At 64.0% G+C, this 17,408-nt stretch carries 19 protein-coding genes; 17 read left to right on the top strand and 2 right to left on the bottom strand.

Going from position 1 to position 17,408, the window contains the following annotated elements; translation table 11 throughout:
• The first annotated feature begins 7 nt into the window (after positions 1-7).
• The 6 genes from ACSBOB_RS31230 to ACSBOB_RS31205 all read left to right on the top strand — a co-directional run bounded on the left by ACSBOB_RS31230 (position 8) and on the right by ACSBOB_RS31205 (position 4,060).
• Positions 8-697, top strand: a complete 690-nt coding sequence (locus ACSBOB_RS31230) for an urease accessory protein UreE (protein WP_442579900.1) — start codon at positions 8-10, stop codon at positions 695-697.
• A complete protein-coding gene (locus tag ACSBOB_RS31225) occupies positions 690-1,361 on the top strand; it encodes an urease accessory protein UreF (protein WP_442583887.1) in 672 nt (223 codons plus the stop codon). Before ACSBOB_RS31230 ends, ACSBOB_RS31225 begins: the two co-directional genes overlap by 8 nt.
• Positions 1,358-1,753, top strand: coding sequence for a hypothetical protein (locus ACSBOB_RS31220; protein ID WP_442579899.1), 396 nt, complete (start codon positions 1,358-1,360; stop codon positions 1,751-1,753). Before ACSBOB_RS31225 ends, ACSBOB_RS31220 begins: the two co-directional genes overlap by 4 nt.
• Positions 1,750-2,382, top strand: a complete 633-nt coding sequence (gene ureG, locus ACSBOB_RS31215; RefSeq protein ID WP_442579898.1) for an urease accessory protein UreG — start codon at positions 1,750-1,752, stop codon at positions 2,380-2,382. The genes ACSBOB_RS31220 and ureG overlap by 4 nt, the downstream gene beginning before the upstream one ends.
• 10 nt (positions 2,383-2,392) lie before the next feature.
• Positions 2,393-3,202, top strand: a complete 810-nt coding sequence (locus ACSBOB_RS31210; RefSeq protein WP_442579897.1) for a hypothetical protein — start codon at positions 2,393-2,395, stop codon at positions 3,200-3,202.
• 90 nt (positions 3,203-3,292) lie between these two features.
• The gene (locus tag ACSBOB_RS31205; protein ID WP_442579896.1) at positions 3,293-4,060 is read left to right on the top strand and encodes a class II aldolase and adducin N-terminal domain-containing protein; all 768 of its coding nucleotides are present in this window, start codon (positions 3,293-3,295) and stop codon (positions 4,058-4,060) included.
• Positions 4,061-4,100: 40 nt separating this feature from the next.
• Here ACSBOB_RS31205 and ACSBOB_RS31200 read toward each other — a convergent pair whose 3' ends face one another.
• Complete coding sequence (locus tag ACSBOB_RS31200) at positions 4,101-4,736, bottom strand: HAD family hydrolase (protein WP_442579895.1); 636 nt, start codon at positions 4,734-4,736, stop codon at positions 4,101-4,103.
• A 185-nt stretch (positions 4,737-4,921) separates the two neighbouring features.
• Here ACSBOB_RS31200 and ACSBOB_RS31195 point away from each other — a divergent pair, with 185 nt between their 5' ends.
• Positions 4,922-5,881 (top strand): sugar-binding transcriptional regulator, encoded by a 960-nt coding sequence (locus ACSBOB_RS31195; RefSeq protein WP_442579894.1) that lies wholly within the window; start codon positions 4,922-4,924, stop codon positions 5,879-5,881.
• Between the two features lie 116 nt (positions 5,882-5,997).
• Here the strand turns inward: ACSBOB_RS31195 and ACSBOB_RS31190 are convergent, their stop codons facing one another.
• The gene (locus tag ACSBOB_RS31190) at positions 5,998-6,255 is read right to left on the bottom strand and encodes a hypothetical protein (protein WP_442579893.1); all 258 of its coding nucleotides are present in this window, start codon (positions 6,253-6,255) and stop codon (positions 5,998-6,000) included.
• Positions 6,256-6,360: 105 nt separating this feature from the next.
• Here ACSBOB_RS31190 and ACSBOB_RS31185 point away from each other — a divergent pair, with 105 nt between their 5' ends.
• The 10 genes from ACSBOB_RS31185 (at position 6,361) to ACSBOB_RS31140 (ending at position 17,099) form a co-directional block, all read left to right on the top strand.
• A complete protein-coding gene (locus ACSBOB_RS31185; protein WP_442579892.1) occupies positions 6,361-7,350 on the top strand; it encodes a LysR substrate-binding domain-containing protein in 990 nt (329 codons plus the stop codon).
• A 475-nt stretch (positions 7,351-7,825) separates the two neighbouring features.
• On the top strand, positions 7,826-9,133 hold the full coding sequence (locus tag ACSBOB_RS31180; protein ID WP_442579891.1) for an ABC transporter substrate-binding protein: 1,308 nt from the start codon (positions 7,826-7,828) through the stop codon (positions 9,131-9,133).
• A gap of 417 nt (positions 9,134-9,550) precedes the next feature.
• Positions 9,551-10,423: a carbohydrate ABC transporter permease gene (locus ACSBOB_RS31175; RefSeq protein ID WP_442579890.1), complete on the top strand. Its 873-nt coding sequence runs from the start codon at positions 9,551-9,553 to the stop codon at positions 10,421-10,423.
• A 10-nt stretch (positions 10,424-10,433) separates the two neighbouring features.
• Positions 10,434-11,258: a carbohydrate ABC transporter permease gene (locus ACSBOB_RS31170; protein WP_442579889.1), complete on the top strand. Its 825-nt coding sequence runs from the start codon at positions 10,434-10,436 to the stop codon at positions 11,256-11,258.
• A 113-nt stretch (positions 11,259-11,371) separates the two neighbouring features.
• Positions 11,372-12,376: an ABC transporter ATP-binding protein gene (locus ACSBOB_RS31165; protein ID WP_442579888.1), complete on the top strand. Its 1,005-nt coding sequence runs from the start codon at positions 11,372-11,374 to the stop codon at positions 12,374-12,376.
• Between the two features lie 4 nt (positions 12,377-12,380).
• Positions 12,381-13,151 (top strand): L-iditol 2-dehydrogenase, encoded by a 771-nt coding sequence (locus ACSBOB_RS31160; RefSeq protein WP_442579887.1) that lies wholly within the window; start codon positions 12,381-12,383, stop codon positions 13,149-13,151.
• Positions 13,152-13,329: 178 nt separating this feature from the next.
• The gene (locus ACSBOB_RS31155; RefSeq protein ID WP_442579886.1) at positions 13,330-14,805 is read left to right on the top strand and encodes a mannitol dehydrogenase family protein; all 1,476 of its coding nucleotides are present in this window, start codon (positions 13,330-13,332) and stop codon (positions 14,803-14,805) included.
• Between the two features lie 275 nt (positions 14,806-15,080).
• On the top strand, positions 15,081-15,872 hold the full coding sequence (locus tag ACSBOB_RS31150; protein ID WP_442579885.1) for an SDR family NAD(P)-dependent oxidoreductase: 792 nt from the start codon (positions 15,081-15,083) through the stop codon (positions 15,870-15,872).
• 120 nt (positions 15,873-15,992) lie between these two features.
• Entirely contained in the window at positions 15,993-16,301 is a 309-nt protein-coding gene (locus ACSBOB_RS31145) for a hypothetical protein (protein ID WP_442579884.1), read from the top strand.
• Positions 16,302-16,415: 114 nt separating this feature from the next.
• Entirely contained in the window at positions 16,416-17,099 is a 684-nt protein-coding gene (locus ACSBOB_RS31140; protein ID WP_442579883.1) for an HAD family hydrolase, read from the top strand.
• Positions 17,100-17,408 lie beyond the last annotated feature (309 nt).

The raw sequence follows: 17,408 nt of genomic DNA, 5'->3' as shown, positions 1-17,408 counted from the left end.
GCAGACCATGAAGCTCAATATCACCACCGATTTCACGAAATTCCCGCGCGCCGGCTCGGTTGAGCGCGCCGGCTCGCAAGCCGGACCTGCGGCGCTCGCCGGCACCGTCACGCTGCCGCATGACGAGCGGCACCTGCGCCGGAAGGTTCTGACCTTGACCGGCGGCGACCGCGTGTTCGTCGACCTCGCCGAACCCGTCCAGCTTGCCGCCGGAGATCGGCTGGTGCTCGACGACGGCAGGCGCGTCGAGATCGCAGCCGCCGACGAGGAGATCTACGAAATCGTACCGCGCGATACGGTGCATCTGGCCGAACTCGCCTGGCACATCGGCAACCGGCATCTGGCGGCGGCGATCCGCTCGGACCGCATTTTTATCCTGCGCGACCATGTCATCAAAAAGATGCTGGAAGGGATCGGCGCGACCGTGAAGGAGGTGCTGGCGCCGTTCGATCCGGTTCGCGGCGCCTATTCCGGCGGCCACGATCACGGTCATCACGGCCACGAGCATCATGATCACGGGCACCACCATGATCATGACCACGACCACCACGATCACGGCGCGCATGATCATAACCACGATCATGGTCATCATGGACACGACCATGATCATCATGGTCATGACGATCACAAGCACGGCGAGCTTGACCGTTTTGGACGCCGCCCCGGCGACCCGCACTACGGCCACAACCATGCCTGAAGCCGCCGGCGGCAAGGCGCTCCTCAAATTGCTTTTTTGGCTGTCGCCTGCCTTCCCGGTCGGCTCGTTCAGTTACAGCCATGGCCTGGAGCGGGCGATCGAGGATGACCTTGTTGCCGACGCCGACGATCTGCGCGACTGGCTTGAGACGCTGCTGCGGCGCGGCTCGGGCTGGAACGACATGGTGCTGTTCGCAGAGGCCTGGCGACGGGCGCGGGGAAGCGAAAACCTTGACGAGGTTGCCGATCTCGCGGCCGCGCTGGCCGGCTCGCGAGAGCGCCACATGGAATCGACGCTGCAAGGCGCCGCCTTCCTCAAGGCGGTCGAGGCATGGCCAGTAGCCGGGCTGTCGAGCCTGCCTGAGGATTGCGCCTATTGCGTCGCGATTGGCGCGGTCGCCGGCGCGCACGGCGTTCCACTCGCCGATGCGCTCGGCGCCTTCCTGCAAGCCTTCGCCACCAACCTCGTGCAGGCCGGCATAAGGCTCGGCGTCACAGGCCAGCAGGGCGCGGTTGCGCTGATCGCTGGGCTGGAACGGACGATTTCCGAGGTCGCTGCCTGCGCGGAAAATTCGTCGCTGGATGATCTCGGCGCTTGCGCCGTGCTCTCCGACGTGGCGGCGATGCGGCACGAGACGCAATATTCCAGGCTGTTCCGGTCATGACCGGTCTGCCGCGCTTCCATTTCGTTCAGGAGCGCGGCCCATGGATCGCGTATTGCGCGGACCCGCTCTGCGCCACCTTGCTGGGAACGACCGTCGTTCCGGTGATGCGGGATTTCCGCGATGGACAATGGGTGTGGGGTAAGCAGGTGCTGTTCAGCGGCAATCCGGATCAGTTCGGGCGTCCATGGTGGAACGATCCCGGCCAAGCTAGATGGCGCGAACTGCTGCTTTCCGGGTCGCCGCTTCTCGTCAGGCGCGCGACCCCGCCGACCGCCGAAGCCCCGACGGGCTCGGTGGGTGAGCCGATCGGCGTTTTTCGGACGCATGACGTGGCAATCGCGGACGACCACATGACCCTGAAACTGATCGAACGACTGGCAGAGGCATCATGACCCATTCGAACGGACCCCTTCGCGTCGGCATCGGCGGGCCCGTCGGCTCGGGCAAGACGACGCTGACCGAAAAACTCTGCAAGGCGATGCGCGACGAATTCTCCATCGCCGTCGTCACCAACGACATCTACACCAAGGAAGACGCCATGATGCTGGCGCGCCTCCAGGCGCTGCCGGAAGAGCGCATCATGGGGGTCGAAACGGGGGGCTGCCCGCATACCGCGATCCGCGAGGACGCCTCGATCAATCTCGCGGCGATCGCCGAGATGAACAAGAAATTCCCGGACCTCGACATCGTCTTCATCGAATCCGGCGGCGACAACCTTGCCGCCACCTTCTCGCCCGACCTCGCCGACCTGACGCTCTACGTCATCTCGGTCTGCCAGGGCGAAGAAATCCCGCGCAAGGGCGGCCCCGGCATCACCCGCTCGGACTTTTTGGTCATCAACAAGAGTGACCTCGCGCCTTACGTGAACGTCAACCTCGACGTGATGGAGCGCGACGCGGGAAAAATGCGCGGCCGGCGGCCTTTCGGTTTCACCGATCTGTCGCGCGGCAAGGGGCTGGGCGAGGTGATCGAGTTCATCGTCGAGCAGGGCGGGTTGAGGATGGGTCTTTCGGCGGCGTGAGGGGGGGCTGATGACCCTCGATCGGCGCGCTGTCCAGATACTGACCAATACATTCTGGACCGCTGCGGGATGGCGGCGAGAGCGCTCGGTATCGGCTGAAGACTTCGACTATGCCAAGGCAGGGGGGCTCATGTTCGACCCCCTTAGCCTGTCGCACGACGAGGCAGTGGAATCCGCGATAGCTGCAAGGGATGCCTTGTCGAAGACTCACGTTGTGGGTGCATTCATCGCCAGCCTCAGGTCGCGTCGTCTAGACCTTAGATCGGGACTGGGAAGTTACGCAGTCGCTCGCCACTTGGTGAAGCATGAGCTTATGCGCCAGCAGTCAAGTCGCGCCTGTGCCATTTGCGGAGGGTACGAGAGTTCGGATATTGATCTGAACGTCCTGAGTGTTGAACGCATCAAATGGGGCGGTGTGCGGCACAGTCAACCGAGCTATATCGGCTTCGACCTATCCCGATTGGCGAGCACGCCGACGAACGAACCAGAAGACGAAGACCATTCGATGCTGAAGCATATCGTCGAGATTGCGCGCTCGATGCCACCTACGGCAAAGCTCAAGGATCTCGACAAGGCTCTAGCTTCGGTAGTCCCTTCCAACAGCGCAGAGCGCCGCACGCTGATCGGCATTCTTGGCTACTGCGGTATCCTGATAGACAACTCAAAACCGGATTTTAGGAAGCAGTTTGTCCCGTATGTAGAACGCGAACACACAGGCTATGCTAAGGACGACTGGCCCTTCCCTGTTCAATGGTGGAGGGGCTGGTGCGGCCTGAAAGAAGACGCCGTGAAAGATTGGTTCCCAGATTGGCCCGGCTGATCGCGACAATAATGGACCGACAGGCATCAAGGAAACTGGTTGCAGGTGGTTCGGGCGCACTGCATTCTAAGCGAAACTGGAGCCTCCATCATGTCAATCACCAGCTTGCGTAAGGAAGCACTCACCAATCTCCCCCACTACGAAGAGCGCGTCGACCTCGCCTGCGCCTTTCGCTGGACGGCGCGGCTTAACATGCACGAGGCGGTGGCCAATCATTTCTCGCTGGCCGTCAACGATGACGGCACGCAGTTCCTGATGAACCCCAACCAGGTGCATTTTTCTCGGGTCAAGGCGAGCGACCTGCTGCTGATCGACGCCAACGACCCGGAGACGATGAAGGGGCCGAATGCGCCCGACCCGACCGCCTGGGGCCTGCATGGCGCCGTACATCGCAACGTGCCGCATGCGCGCTGCGTCATGCATGTGCATTCGATCCATGCCACCGTGCTGGCTTCTCTGGCGGATTCGCTGATGCCGCCGATCGACCAGAACTCGGCGATGTACTTCAAGCGGCAGGTGGTCGACGAGAACTATGGCGGGCTGGCCTTCGAGGAGGAAGGGGAGCGCTGCTCAAAGCTGTTGGCCGACCCGAAGACCCAGATCATGATCATGGGCAACCACGGTATATTGGTCATAGGCAACACGGTGGCCGAGGCGTTCAACCGCATGTTCTATTTCGAGCGCGCGGCGGAGACCTACATCAAGGCGCTGTGGACTGGCCGGCCTTTGCGCACCCTGTCCGATGCGGTGGCGGAGAAGGTGGCGGATGAGATGGACGACTATCCCGGCCAGGCCGACCGGCATCTTGCCGAACTGAAGGCGATCCTCGACGAGGAAGAGCCAGCCTACCGGAACTGAAACGCTTGCTTTTCGGGCGGCTGGGGCCGCCGGAAAAACTCTACTTCAGCCCGAGATAGGCGCGGACCGCCTCCGCGCTGTCGGCATTCAGCGCGCCGGCGGGGCCGGATTGCGGTGCCTCCGGCCAGAAGATCGTCCGCATGCCTGCCGCCAGGCCGGACGTGGCGCCTGGCCGGCTGTCCTCCATGACCACGCTGTCGGCCGGGTCGATGCCAGTCAGCCAGGCGGCGCGTAGGTAAGGCTCCGGGTCCGGTTTGCCGTTGCGCACGTCGTTGCGGGAAACGGTGCGCATGCCGGCCTCGTGGATGTCCAGCGCCCGCAGGTTCGCGTCGACGATCAGCCGGTCGGAATTCGAGACGACGCCCTGCTCGACGCCGCGCGCCTTGAGGTCGCGAAAAATCTCCAGCGCGCCCGGCCGCGGCTTCAGCCTAGGCGCCTCGCGAAGATAGTGCGCGTATTTGTGGACGATCCAGTCGTCGAACGGCAGATCAAGGCCGAATTCGTCGCGCAGCATCTCGTAGACGGGATATGCGGCGACGCCGAGCACGCGCTCGTGCAGGTCCGGCGGCGGCTTTATGCCGAGCCCTCGCAACGCCACCACCAGCGCTTCCTCATGCAGCGGCTCGCTGTCGATCAGCGTGCCGTCCATGTCCCAGTAGACCGCCTTTGGTATCATTTCATCTCCGTGCTTGCTCCTTGTCTTAGGATGTTTGCGGCGGGAGATAAACCGTCCTTGATGGCGCAGGCTCCTCGTACGAGTCCGGGCCGGGCAAATGTTCATGCGGGCGACAATTGCGCTTTTGCAAAAAACTTGCAAAAGTCCGCCCGCTCCGGCAAGGCCGGGTCAAGGAGAAGAATGCCATGGCTTCCCGCCAGGACACCGGCAGCGCACGGCTCGACGACGCGGCGCGCGCCGGCTGGCTGTATTATGTTGCGGGGAATACGCAGGACCAGATCGCGGCGAAGCTCGGGGTTTCGCGGCAGTCGGCGCAGCGGCTGGTGTCGCTGGCGATGTCGGAGGGGTTGATCCGGGTGCGGGTCGATCATCCGATCGCGGCGTGCCTCGATCTGGCTGCCAAGCTGAGGTCGCGGTTCGCGCTGGACCTGGTCGAGGTGGTGCCGAGCAGCCCGGACTCGCCGTCGACGACGCTGGGCATCGCGGAAGCGGCGGCGGCGGAGATCGAACGGCGGCTGCGGTCGGTCGAACCCGTCGTCATGGCGATCGGCACCGGGCGCACGCTGAAGGCGGCGATCGAGCAGTTGCCGGCCATGGAATGCCCGCAGCACAAGGTGGTTTCGCTGACGGGCAACATCTCGCCGGACGGTTCGGCGGCGTTCTACAACGTCATCTTCACCATGGCCGACCGCATCAAGGCGCGCTCGTTCCCGATGCCGCTGCCGGTCATCGCCTCCTCGCCGGAGGAGCGCGAGATGCTGCTCGGTCAGCCGATGATCCAGCCGACACTGGCGCTGGCGGCGCGCGCCGACGTCACTTTTGTCGGCATCGGCGACCTCGGGCCGAAAGCGCCGCTCTATGTAGACGGCTTCATCACCGAACCGGAACTGAAGGCGCTGCAGAAGGCGGGGGGCGTGGCCGAGATCGTCGGCTGGGTGTTTGACCGCGACGGCAAGCTGATCGAGGGCATCACCAACGACCGCGTCGCCTCGGCGCCGCTGCCGTCGCGCGAGCGCTCGCTGGTGGTGGCGCTGGCGATGGGCGAGTTGAAGCTGCCGGGCATCCAGGCGGCGGTGACGCGCCGCCTGGTCAATGGACTGATCACCGACGAGCGCACCGCCACCGCGTTGCTCGCGGCGGGGTAGCAAAGCCGGTGCCGGATCATTTGCGGTCCGCGAGCGCTTCCCCTGTCAGGATGCCACGCCGCGACTGAGTGACCGGCGTCAATCTCTGCCGGAAAATATCCATCCCCAAGCAGGCCTTATGAAGCGTGCGGCGTCAACAGAAGCCTGACCAGCGTGCTCTCTTCTTCCGGCTGCTGCCGTTCTGAATAAGGGCGGCGTTCGAGGCGAACCTGCTGGCCGTCGATCAGACCGAGGTCCCGGCGCATGGAGTCGGACAGAAGGCGTAGGTCGAGACTTGGGTTGGTCAAGCGTTCGGCCCGGCTTTGCTGGTTCATGAGCATCCTTGCGACGTTGCGGAGGCTGCGCATCGTTGTGGTCAGAAGAGAGCGTTCCATTTCGGGTCTCCCGTGAACGGGTTGGTTTCCATGCCTGCAATATGAGGCATACGGCGCTTGTCCGCCAATCGAAGCTGACCTAGTATGCATAAGGAGGATTTATGCATGACGACGCGCCTTCCGCCGCTTGCCGCCGTCCGCGCCTTCGAGGCGGCGGCCCGCCATTCGAGCTTCACGCGCGCCGCCGAGGAGCTGGCGATGACCCAGGCGGCGGTCAGTTACCAGGTCAAGGTGCTGGAGGAACGCGTCGGCACGCCGTTGTTCACCCGGCAGGCGCGGCAGGTGGCGCTGACCCAGGCCGGGCAGACGCTGGCGGCTGCGGCCACCGAGGCGTTCCGGCTGCTGGCGGAAGGCTACGAGACGGCCCGCACAGGCGGTCTCGGCACCTTGTCCATAAGCACGATCCCGACCTTCGCCGCCAATTGGCTGGCGCTGAATCTGGGCTCCTTCCAGCTTGCGCACCCGGCGGTCGCGGTCCGGCTGGAAACGTCGGACCGCACGGTCGACCTCGGGCTGGAGAATTTCGACATCGGCATCCGCACCAGCGGCAAGGGCGAGTGGCCGGGCCTGACCTCGCATATGATGATGCGCGCCGACTTCACGCCGATGCTGAGCCCCAAACTCGCCGAAAGCATCGGCGGCGTCCATGAACCGGCCGACCTCCTGAGGCTGCCGATCCTGGATGCGGGCGATCCATGGTGGGAGATCTGGTTCGCGGCGGCCGGCGTCGAGGCGCATGAAAACCTCGCGGCGCGGCCGCGTAACCAGTTGGGATCGCAGGCTTTTGAGGGCCGCGCGGCCGTGGCGGGCGTCGGCGTCGGCATTTTGACGCGGCCGCTTTTCGCTTCCGAACTTGCCAATGGCAGCCTGATCCAGCCTTTCGACCTGGTCGGCGACGACGGCCATGCCTACTGGCTGGTCTATCAGACGCAGCGCCGCAACACGCCGAAGATCCGCGCCTTTCGGGAGTGGATATTGAAGGAACTGGGCGTTGCAACGGGCGGAGATGGCGCCGACGATCGCCGTCCTCTCAAGGCGCTGGGCGATGTCGGCACGCCGCCTCGCAAATCGCGTGAAGCTCCGAAGATCGTTTGAAATGAGAAGCTTATCCATCCGCAGCAGCGAAAAGACCGTTTTGCGCTTCACGCAATCGCGTTCAATCCCGTCGGAACCCGTATTTTTGCCCGCCGGGATGGCTGCGCGCCGCCTCAATCTCCATGATAAGTTCCTGATATTGATTGGAAAATTGCCTCTTGAAAGTGGCTGTCGCACGACGGCAAATCGCGTGAACCTCGAAAAAGCAAGCTAAATCAGTGGCTTGGACAAAAGTGTCCGGTGTTGGAGCGCGTTGGGCCTCACGCGGGCGGTTTCAAGTTTCACGGATTCGAGCCCGCTGGCGGGCTCGCTCCTGCCGCAGGGCGCGTCTCTCGAACCATCAATCGATCGTTTCCACCGAGCAAGGCTCGTGTGCAGTGCAGCAACGATTCCGCCTTGACATAAATCATGGAGAATGAGTAATTGCCCGAGAACAAGGCAAATGCTCACCTTGGGATATGGGAGGAGTACCGACATGAATTTGAGAACGCTCATTCTGGGCGCGTCCGCGAGCCTGCTTGCTTTCGCCGCGCATGCCGAGTCGATCACCATCGCCACCGTCAACAACGGCGACATGATCCGCATGCAGAAGCTGACCGACGACTTCGCCGCCAAGAACCCCGGCATCGAACTCAACTGGGTGACCCTCGAAGAGAACGTGTTGCGCGAGCGCGTCACCACCGACATCGCCACCAAGGGCGGCCAGTACGACGTGCTGACGATCGGCACCTACGAGGTTCCGATCTGGGGCAAGCAGAACTGGCTGCTGCCGCTCGACAATCTCGGCGCCGATTATGACGTGGACGACCTGATCCCGTCGATCCGTGGCGGCCTTACCGTCGACGGCAAGCTCTACGCGGCGCCTTTCTACGGGGAGTCGTCGTTCACGATGTATCGCAAGGATCTGATCGAGAAGGCCGGCCTGACCATGGCCGAAGCGCCGACCTGGGACGCCGTGGCCGACGCCGCCCGCAAGATGACCGACCGCGCCAACGGCATCAACGGCATCTGCCTGCGCGGCAAGGCCGGCTGGGGCGAGAACATGGCGTTGCTGACCGCCATGTCGAACTCGTTCGGCGCGCGCTGGTTCGACGAGAACTGGAAGCCGCAGTTCGACCAGCCGGAGTGGAAGGACACGCTGCAGTTCTATGTCGACCTCATGAAGGATGCCGGCCCGCAGGGTGCGTCCTCCAACGGTTTCAACGAGAACCTGGCGCTGTTCCAGCAGGGCAAGTGCGGCATGTGGATCGACGCCACGTCGGCCGGTTCGTTCGTGACCGGCAAGGACTCCACCGTCGCCGACAAGGTCGCCTTTGCGCTCGCGCCCGACAAGGGGCTCGGCAAGCGCGGCAACTGGCTGTGGGCCTGGACGCTGGCCATTCCGGCCGGCACGAAAAAGGCCGAGGCGGCCGAGAAGTTCGTCTCGTGGGCGACCAACAAGGCCTATCTCGACCTCGTCGCGTCCAAGGAAGGCTGGGCCAACGTGCCTCCCGGCACGCGCAGCTCGCTCTACGCCGCCGGCGGCGAGTATGAGAAGGCCGCGCCCTTCGCCAAGATGACCATGGAATCCATGAACGCCGCCGACCCGACCAAGCCGACTGTCAAGCCTGTGCCCTATACCGGCGTGCAGTTCGTCGCCATTCCCGAGTTCCAGGGGCTTGGCACCACCGTCGGCCAGCTGTTCTCGGCGGCGCTCGCCGGCCAGATGACGGTCGACGAAGCCTTGAAGCAGGCCCAGGACGCGGCGACCGCGACCATGACCGAGGGCGGCTACATCCAATAAGGCGCCTCCCAGTGCCTTGGCCGTCCGGGTAAAACCGGGCGGTCACCTTCAAGGAATACCCCGGCAGAAGCACCCGCTGCCCCTCAGCGGGTGCTTCGATCGGCGCCTCTCCCTCGACCGCGGGGGAGAGGCAGCGCCGGGGAGGCGGTGACTGTTTCAAGAGGGACGTTGATCCAACCCGCTGCAAGACAGCCGGACGTTTCGAAAAAGCACCCCCACTCCGGCCCTTCGGGCCACCTCTCCCCCTAAGAGGGATAGAGGAAAGGCGCTGCCGCGTGCCGGCGCTTCTCCAGCCTGCTTCCTCTACCCCTCTTAGGGGGAGAGGTGGCCCGAAGGGCCGGAGTGGGGGTGATTATAAGCGGAAGCTGCGGCCCGCCGATGCCTTGCTGAGGCACCGATATTCTCCGGGAGGACATCATGGCTACCAAACAGACCGGTTCCCTCGCACGCTTCATGCTGGCGCCGTCGGTGGCCCTGCTGTTCGTCTGGATGATCGTGCCGCTGGCCTTCACGCTGTGGTTCTCGTTCCAGCAATACAACCCGCTGAACCCGATCCGCGACGGCTTCGTCGGGCTGGCGAACTACATGCTGTTCTTCAACAACCCGGCCTTCCTCTGGGCGATTCTCAACACGCTGCTGATCGTCGTCAGCGTGCTTTTGATCACCATCATTGGCGGCATCCTGCTGGCGCTGCTGCTCGACCAGCCGATGTGGGGCCAGGGCATCGTGCGCATCCTGGTGATCTCGCCCTTCTTCGTCATGCCGCCGGTTGCGGCCCTGGTGTGGAAGAACATGATCATGCACCCCGAATACGGGGTGTTCGCCGACATTGCCCGGTTTTTCGGCAGGCAGCCGATCGACTGGTTCGCACAATATCCACTTTTCTCGATCATCCTGATCGTCGCCTGGCAGTGGCTGCCGTTTGCGACGCTGATCCTGCTGACCTCGCTGCAGTCGCTCGACGGCGAGCAGAAGGAAGCCGCCGAGATGGACGGCGCCGGCTTCGTCAGCCGCTTTATCTATCTGACGCTGCCGCATCTTTCGCGGGCGATCACCGTCGTCGTGCTGATCCAGACGATCTTCCTGCTCGCCGTCTATGCGGAGATCCTCGTCACCACCAATGGCGGTCCCGGCTACGCCTCCACCAACCTGCCCTTCCTCGTCTACCAGAAGGCGTTGCTGGAATTCAAAATCGGCCAGGCTTCGGCCGGCGGCGTGATCGCCGTCATCCTCGCCAACATCGTCGCCTTCTTCGCCATGCGCGCGGTCGGCAAGAATCTCGACAAGTGAGGAGGAAACCATGGCGCGCGCTTTCACCAACCGGCACAAGACGATCGCAACGGCAGCCGCCTGGATCGTCGCCCTGCTGATCTTCTTCCCGATCCTCTACACGATCATCACCTCGTTCAAATCGGAGCAGGAGGCGATCCAGGGGTTCAGCCTGATCCCGTCGGGCACGACCGAGAGTTACCGGGAGGTCCAGGCGCAGAGTGGCTATTTCCACTTCTTCCTGAACTCGGTGATCCTGTCCGTCGGCTCCACCATCCTGGCGCTGCTCGTCGCCATTCCGGCGGCATGGTCGATGGCGTTTTCGCCGACAAGACGGACCAAGGACATTTTGATGTGGATGCTGTCCACCAAGATGATGCCGGCGGTGGCGGTGCTGTTTCCCATCTACCTGATCTTCCGCGACACCGGCCTTCTCGACAGCCGCATCGGCCTGATGGTCATGCTGATGCTGATCAACCTGCCGATCGTCATCTGGATGCTCTACACCTATTTCCGCGAGATTCCCGGCGAGATTCTTGAGGCGGCGCGCATGGACGGCGCCTCGCTGTGGAACGAGATCGTCCACGTGCTGACGCCGATGGCGGTGCCCGGCATCGCCTCCACCATGCTGCTCAACATCATCCTGGCGTGGAACGAGGCGTTCTGGACGATCCGGCTGACGACCACCGAGGCCGCGCCGCTGACCGCTTTCATCAGTTCGTTCTCCAGTCCGCAGGGCCTGTTCTGGGCGAAACTCTCGGCGGCCTCGACGCTGGCGATCGCGCCGATCCTGATCATGGGCTGGTTCTCGCAGAAGCAGCTGGTGCGCGGCCTGACGTTCGGCGCGGTGAAGTAGCAGCGCAGGGGACAGTTTACTTTTTTCCGCCCGCGCGAACTCTCCGCTGCTGCGGCCTCTCTGCGGAAAGAAAGTAAACTGTCCCCGGCATCCAATCCCAGGGAGGACGAAAAATGGGCAAGATCGCTCTCAGAGACGTCAACAAGTCCTTCGGGGCGACGGTCATCATTCCGAAGATCAACCTCGACATCGAGGATGGCGAGTTCGTGGTCTTCGTCGGCCCGTCGGGCTGTGGAAAATCTACGCTGCTGCGCCTGATCGCCGGGCTGGAGGACACGACCTCGGGCACGATCAATATCGACGGCCGCGACGTGACCGGCGAGGCGCCGGCCAAGCGCAAGCTGGCCATGGTGTTCCAGAGCTACGCGCTCTATCCGCACATGACGGTGGCCAAGAACATCGGCTTTCCGCTGAAGATGGCCGGCGAGACGCCGGAGGTCATCAACCGCAAGGTGGCGGACGCGGCGCGCGTGCTGAACCTCACCAACTATCTGGAGCGCCGGCCCGGCCAGCTTTCCGGCGGCCAGCGCCAGCGCGTGGCGATCGGCCGCGCCATCGTGCGCCAGCCCTCGGCCTTCCTGTTCGACGAGCCACTGTCCAACCTTGACGCGGCGCTGCGCGGCACGATGCGGCTGGAGATTTCTGAACTGCACAACCAGCTGAAGACGACGATGATCTACGTCACCCACGACCAGGTCGAGGCGATGACCATGGCCGACAAGATCGTCGTGCTCAACGCCGGCAATGTCGAGCAGGTCGGCTCGCCGATGGAGCTTTACAACAAGCCGAAGAACCTGTTCGTCGCCGGCTTCATCGGTTCGCCGAAGATGAACCTGATCGAGGGCGCGCCGGCCGCCAAATATGGCGCCAGGACCATCGGCATCCGGCCGGAGCATCTCAACGTGTCGAAGACGAGCGGCGAGTGGAAGGCGACGGTGAGCGTCGCCGAGCATCTCGGCTCCGACACGTTCCTGCATGTCAACGCCGATACCGTCGGCCCGCTGACGGTGCGCGCCGACGGCGCGATCGGCCTCAGCCATGGCGACACGGTCTACTTGACCCCCGATCTTGCCAGGCTGCACAAGTTCGGCAACGACGGAACGGCAATGCAGGGGTAATGCGATGAGACTGAGAGGCAAATCCGCACTGATCACCGGCGCGGCGCGAGGCATCGGCAAGGCGTTCGCCGAAGCTTACATAAGGGAAGGCGCACGTGTCGCCATCGGCGACATCAACATGGAGGCGGCGACGCGGGCTGCGGAGGATCTGGGCGAGGGCGCCTATGCGGTCAAGCTCGACGTGACCGACCAGGCCTCGATCGAGGCGGCGGTGAAGACGGTGGACGAGCGCACCGGCGGCATCGACATATTGATCAACAACGCCGCGCTGTTCGACGCCGCGCCGATCGTCGAGATATCGAAGGCGAGCTACGACAAGCTCTATGCGGTCAACGTCTTCGGCACGCTGTTCACGCTGCAGGCGGCGGCGCGCTCCATGGTGGCGCGCGGCAAGGGCGGCAAGATCATCAACATGGCAAGCCAGGCCGGCCGCCGCGGCGAGGGACTGGTCGCCGTCTACTGCTCGACCAAGGCGGCGGTGATCTCGATCACCCAGTCGGCCGGGCTGGACCTGATCAAGCACGGGATCAACGTCAACGCGATCGCGCCGGGCGTCGTCGACGGCGAGCACTGGGACGGCGTCGACGCCCTGTTCGCCAAATACGAGAACCGCAAGCCGGGCGAGAAGAAGAAGCTGGTCGGCGAGGCGGTGCCCTACGGCCGCATGGCGACGCCGGCGGATCTGAGCGGCATGGCGGTTTTCCTGGCCAGTGCCGAGGCCGACTATATCGTCGCCCAGACCTACAATGTCGACGGCGGCAACTGGATGAGTTGAATCTTCCTTCTCCCCTTGTGGGAGAAGGTGGCCGAGCGAAGCGAGGTCGGGTGAGGGGTGTTCCAGCGGAGCACTTCGTCCAACATCCCTCATCCGTCTCGGCGCTGCGCGCCGATCCACCTTCTCCCACAAGGGGAGAAGGGGACGCCGGCGCCGCCTCAAGGAAGGGCGTCCTGCAATGACCACGAAACTCTCCCTCGCCACGCTCGACAAGCTGCCGGCAAAGGTGGCGCGGCCAGGTTACGACCGCGCGGCGCTGACGCCGGGCATCCTGCATTTCGGCGTCGGCAATTTCCATCGCTCGCACCAGGCGGTGTATCTGGACGATTTGTTCGGCATGGGGCTCGACCATGACTGGGCGCTGGTGGGGGCGGGGGTGTTCGAGGGCGAGAAGCGCGGGCGCGATGTTCTCAAGGCGCAGGATTTCCTGACCACGGTGGTCGAGCAGGATGCGGGGCACATGCAGGCCCGCGTCACCGGCGCGATGGTCGATTTCCTGGTGCCCGGCGACACGGCGGCGATCGTTGCAAGACTGGCCGATCCAAATATCCGCATCGTGTCGCTGACCATCACCGAGGGTGGCTACTTCATCGACGCGGCAACCGGTCATTTCAACACGGCGCATCCCGACATCGCGGCGGATGCCAAGGCGCCGGGCAGCCCGAAGACGGTGTTCGGGCTGATCCTCGCCGGGCTGAAGCGGCGCAAGGCGGAGGGCACGCCGCCCTTCACCATCATGTGCTGCGACAACATCCCCCACAACGGCCACGTCACCAGGGAGGCTGTCTGCGGGCTGGCAAGGTTGTCGGATGCGTCCTTCGCCGATTGGGTGGAGAAAAATGTCGCCTTTCCGAACGGCATGGTCGACCGCATCACCCCGGCCACAACCGACCGCGAGCGCGAGATCGGCAGGAGCGCGTTCGGCATCGAGGACGGCTGGCCGGTGTTCTGCGAGCCGTTCAGGCAATGGGTGCTGGAGGACAAGTTTCCGCTGGGCCGGCCGGCGCTGGAAAAGGCTGGCGTGCAGTTCGTCGCGGATGTGTCGTCGTTCGAACTGATGAAGATACGTATCCTCAACGGCGGCCACGCCACCATTGCCTATCCGGCCGGGCTGATGGACATCCACTTCGTCCACGAGGCGATGGAGAACGAGTTGGTGCGCGGCTTCCTGGCGAAGCTTGAGCGGGACGAAATCATCCCGACCGTGCCGCCGGTGCCGGGTGTCGTGCTGGAGGAGTATTTCCAGCTCATCGACAAAAGGTTCTCCAATCCGAAGATCGGCGACACGGTGCGCCGGCTGTGCCTCGACGGCTCCAACCGCCAGCCGAAATTCATCATCCCGACCATCGCCGACCGGCTGGAGGCGGGGCAGGGCGTGGCCGGCCTGGCGCTCGAATCGGCGCTGTGGTGCCGCTACTGTTTTGGGACGACGGACAGCGGGAAGGTCATCGAGCCGAACGATCCGAACTGGGACCGGCTGCAGACCGCGTCGAAGGCGGCGAAGGCCGATCCGGGGGTCTGGCTGGGCATGGAGGATATTTATGGAGCGGTCGGAAAGTCGGGGGTTTTTGCGCGGGAGTTCGCTGCGGCGCTGAAGGCGCTGTGGGCGGATGGGACGGCGAAGACGCTGAGGCGGTATCTGGGCGGTATCTGAGAGTTCGCAAAGTCTTGGGTATCGCGGCCGTCGGCACTCTACGTTGCCCCCCTCTGTCCTGCCGGACATCTCCCCCTCAAGGGGGGAGATTGGAAGCGGCGCCGATGACGGCCAATCTCCCCCCTTGAGGAGGAGATGTCCGGCAGGACAGAGGGAGGCAACGTAGGGCGCTGACCATCCAAAATGTTGGCCGTTGCCTCTTGCCCTTGGACAACGCTTTCCAGAATCGCGGGGCTGAAATAGCGTCGCGCCGGTCGACGAGCGGGGAGGATTTCATGGATCTCGGACTGAAGGACAAGGTGGCGGCGATCACCGGCGGGTCGATCGGCATCGGGCTGGGGGTCGCCGAGGCGTTTGCGCGCGAGGGCACGCATCTCCTGCTGGCTGCGCGCCAGGGCGAGCGGCTGGCGGCGGAGGCCGGACGGATCGCCGAGACCTATGGCGTGACCGCCGTGCCCGTCACCTGCGACGTGGCGACCGTTGAGGGGGCGCAGGAACTGATCGCGGCGGCGAACGAGAATTTCGGCGGCGCCGACATTCTGGTCAACAACGCGGGGACCGGATCGAACGAAACGATCATGGAGGCGCCGGACGAGAAATGGCAGGCCTATTGGGAACTGCACGTCATGGCCGCGGTGCGGCTGGCGCGCGGTTTCGTGCCGATGATGAAGGCGCGGGGCGGCGGCGCGATCCTGCACAATGCCTCGATCTGCGCCGTGCAGCCGCTGTGGTACGAGCCGATCTACAACGTCACCAAGGCCGCGCTTCTGATGTTCTCCAAAAACCTCGCCAACGAGGTGATCAAGGACAACATCCGCGTCAACACCGTCAATCCCGGCCTGATTCTCACGCCCGACTGGGTCAACACCGCGAAGAAGCTGACGGCCAATTCCGGCGGCGACTGGCAGGGCTACCTGCAATCGGTGGCCGACGAGTTCGCACCGATCAAGCGGTTTGGCACGGTCGAGGAACTGGCTGACTTCTTCGTGTTCCTGTGCTCGGAGCGGGCGAGCTATTCCGTCGGCGCGACCTACTACGTCGATGGCGGCATGCTGAAGACGGTATGAGGTCCGGTCCGCGGCCGTGGCGCTTGTGGACGTTGGTTCAAATTCGCGGCTAGGTTGAGAGGTGGTGGGGAATCACGTTTGCCGGTCGATCACCGCCGCGACCGGCCTAGAGGGTTGGGGATGAATTCGAAGAGCCTTATTCTGATTGCAGTATCCGCCACGCTTTGCGGATGCTCGACACTCCAGGACGATTTGAAGAATAAACCCGAGAGGATGATGGCCAGCTGCGTGCGGCAGGTTGAGGCTGCGAATGCCAAGTTCAAAGAGCACGCGATGACTTACATGGGCGTGCGGCGGGAAGGGCTTGCAAAAGTGTTTTGCGAGCGTTTGGCGGCAGGCGTGGCCGACGGGCGCATCACGCAATACGACGTGAACGAACTGATCCGCACGGGGCAACTGACGTCCAAGTTTGCCTTCCTCAAGGGGTAGAATGGTCATGTGGCGCCGACGGCAGGCTGGATTCTCTTACGCCCTTCCGGAAAGGCGGCCAGCCGTCGTGGTGTTTCGCCGAAGAGCCGACCCGCGCGGACAGTGCAAGTCGGCATGAATCCCAGGCTGATCATCTTCGACTGCGACGGCGTTCTGGTCGACAGCGAGCCGATCTCCATGTCGGTGCTGCTCGGCGTCATCACCGGCGCGGGCGGCGCGGTGAGCGAGGAGGCGGCCTATCTGCATTTCCTCGGCCGCTCGATGGCCAGCGTGCGCGCCGTCCTGCTTAGCGATTTCGGCTTCACCGTCACCGAGGACCACCTTCTGATCGCGCGCCGCGAGATGCGGCGGCGGTTTACCGAGGAGCTGCAGCCCATGCCCGGCATGGCCGATGCGCTGCGCCGGCTGGACATGCCTTGCTGCGTCGCGTCCTCCGGCACGCTGGAGCGTATCCGGCTGTCTCTCGCCACGACCGGGCTGCTGGAATTGCTGGAGCCGAACCTGTACAGTGCGACCATGGTGGAGAGAGGCAAGCCGGCCCCCGACCTGTTCCTGCATGCGGCCCGCGACATGGGCGCGCCGCCTGCCGCCTGCATCGTCGTCGAGGACAGCCCCGCCGGGGTCGAGGCCGCGAAGGCCGCCGGCATGCGCGTCTTCGGCTTCACCGGCGGTTCGCACGCCGGCAAGGCTGGGTTGGCGGCGGCGCTGGCAGCGTTGGGACCCGATCTGGTCTTCGACGACATGGCTCGGCTGCCCGAGCTCGTCGCGCGCTCCGGATCGCAAGCGAGAGCCGGCTAAGCGCGCAATGGATTTGGTTTTCTCTCCTCCAGGGATCGAAGCCGGACAGCTCCTTTTGAGGGCGGGGCAGGCAAGCGCGATATCTTTGCCTGGTTGGAGCACCCGTCGCTCGACCGGCATTGCCAAGCACCCCTCATCCGTCTCGGCTTCGCCTCGACACCTTCTCCCCTTGTGGGAGAAGGTGTCGAGCGCAGCGAGACGGATGAGGGGTGTTCCAGCTTGGCAATGTCGGGCGCGCGAAGCGAGATCCAATAAGAGGTGTTCCAGCCCAGCGGCAACATCTGCTCGCACGATTTGCGGCTGCACGAG

The sequence above is a fragment of the Mesorhizobium sp. KACC 23794 genome (assembly GCF_052180275.1).
Classification (GTDB): Bacteria; Pseudomonadota; Alphaproteobacteria; order Rhizobiales; family Rhizobiaceae; genus Kumtagia.
This window is presented reverse-complemented; position numbering and strand designations above follow the sequence as displayed.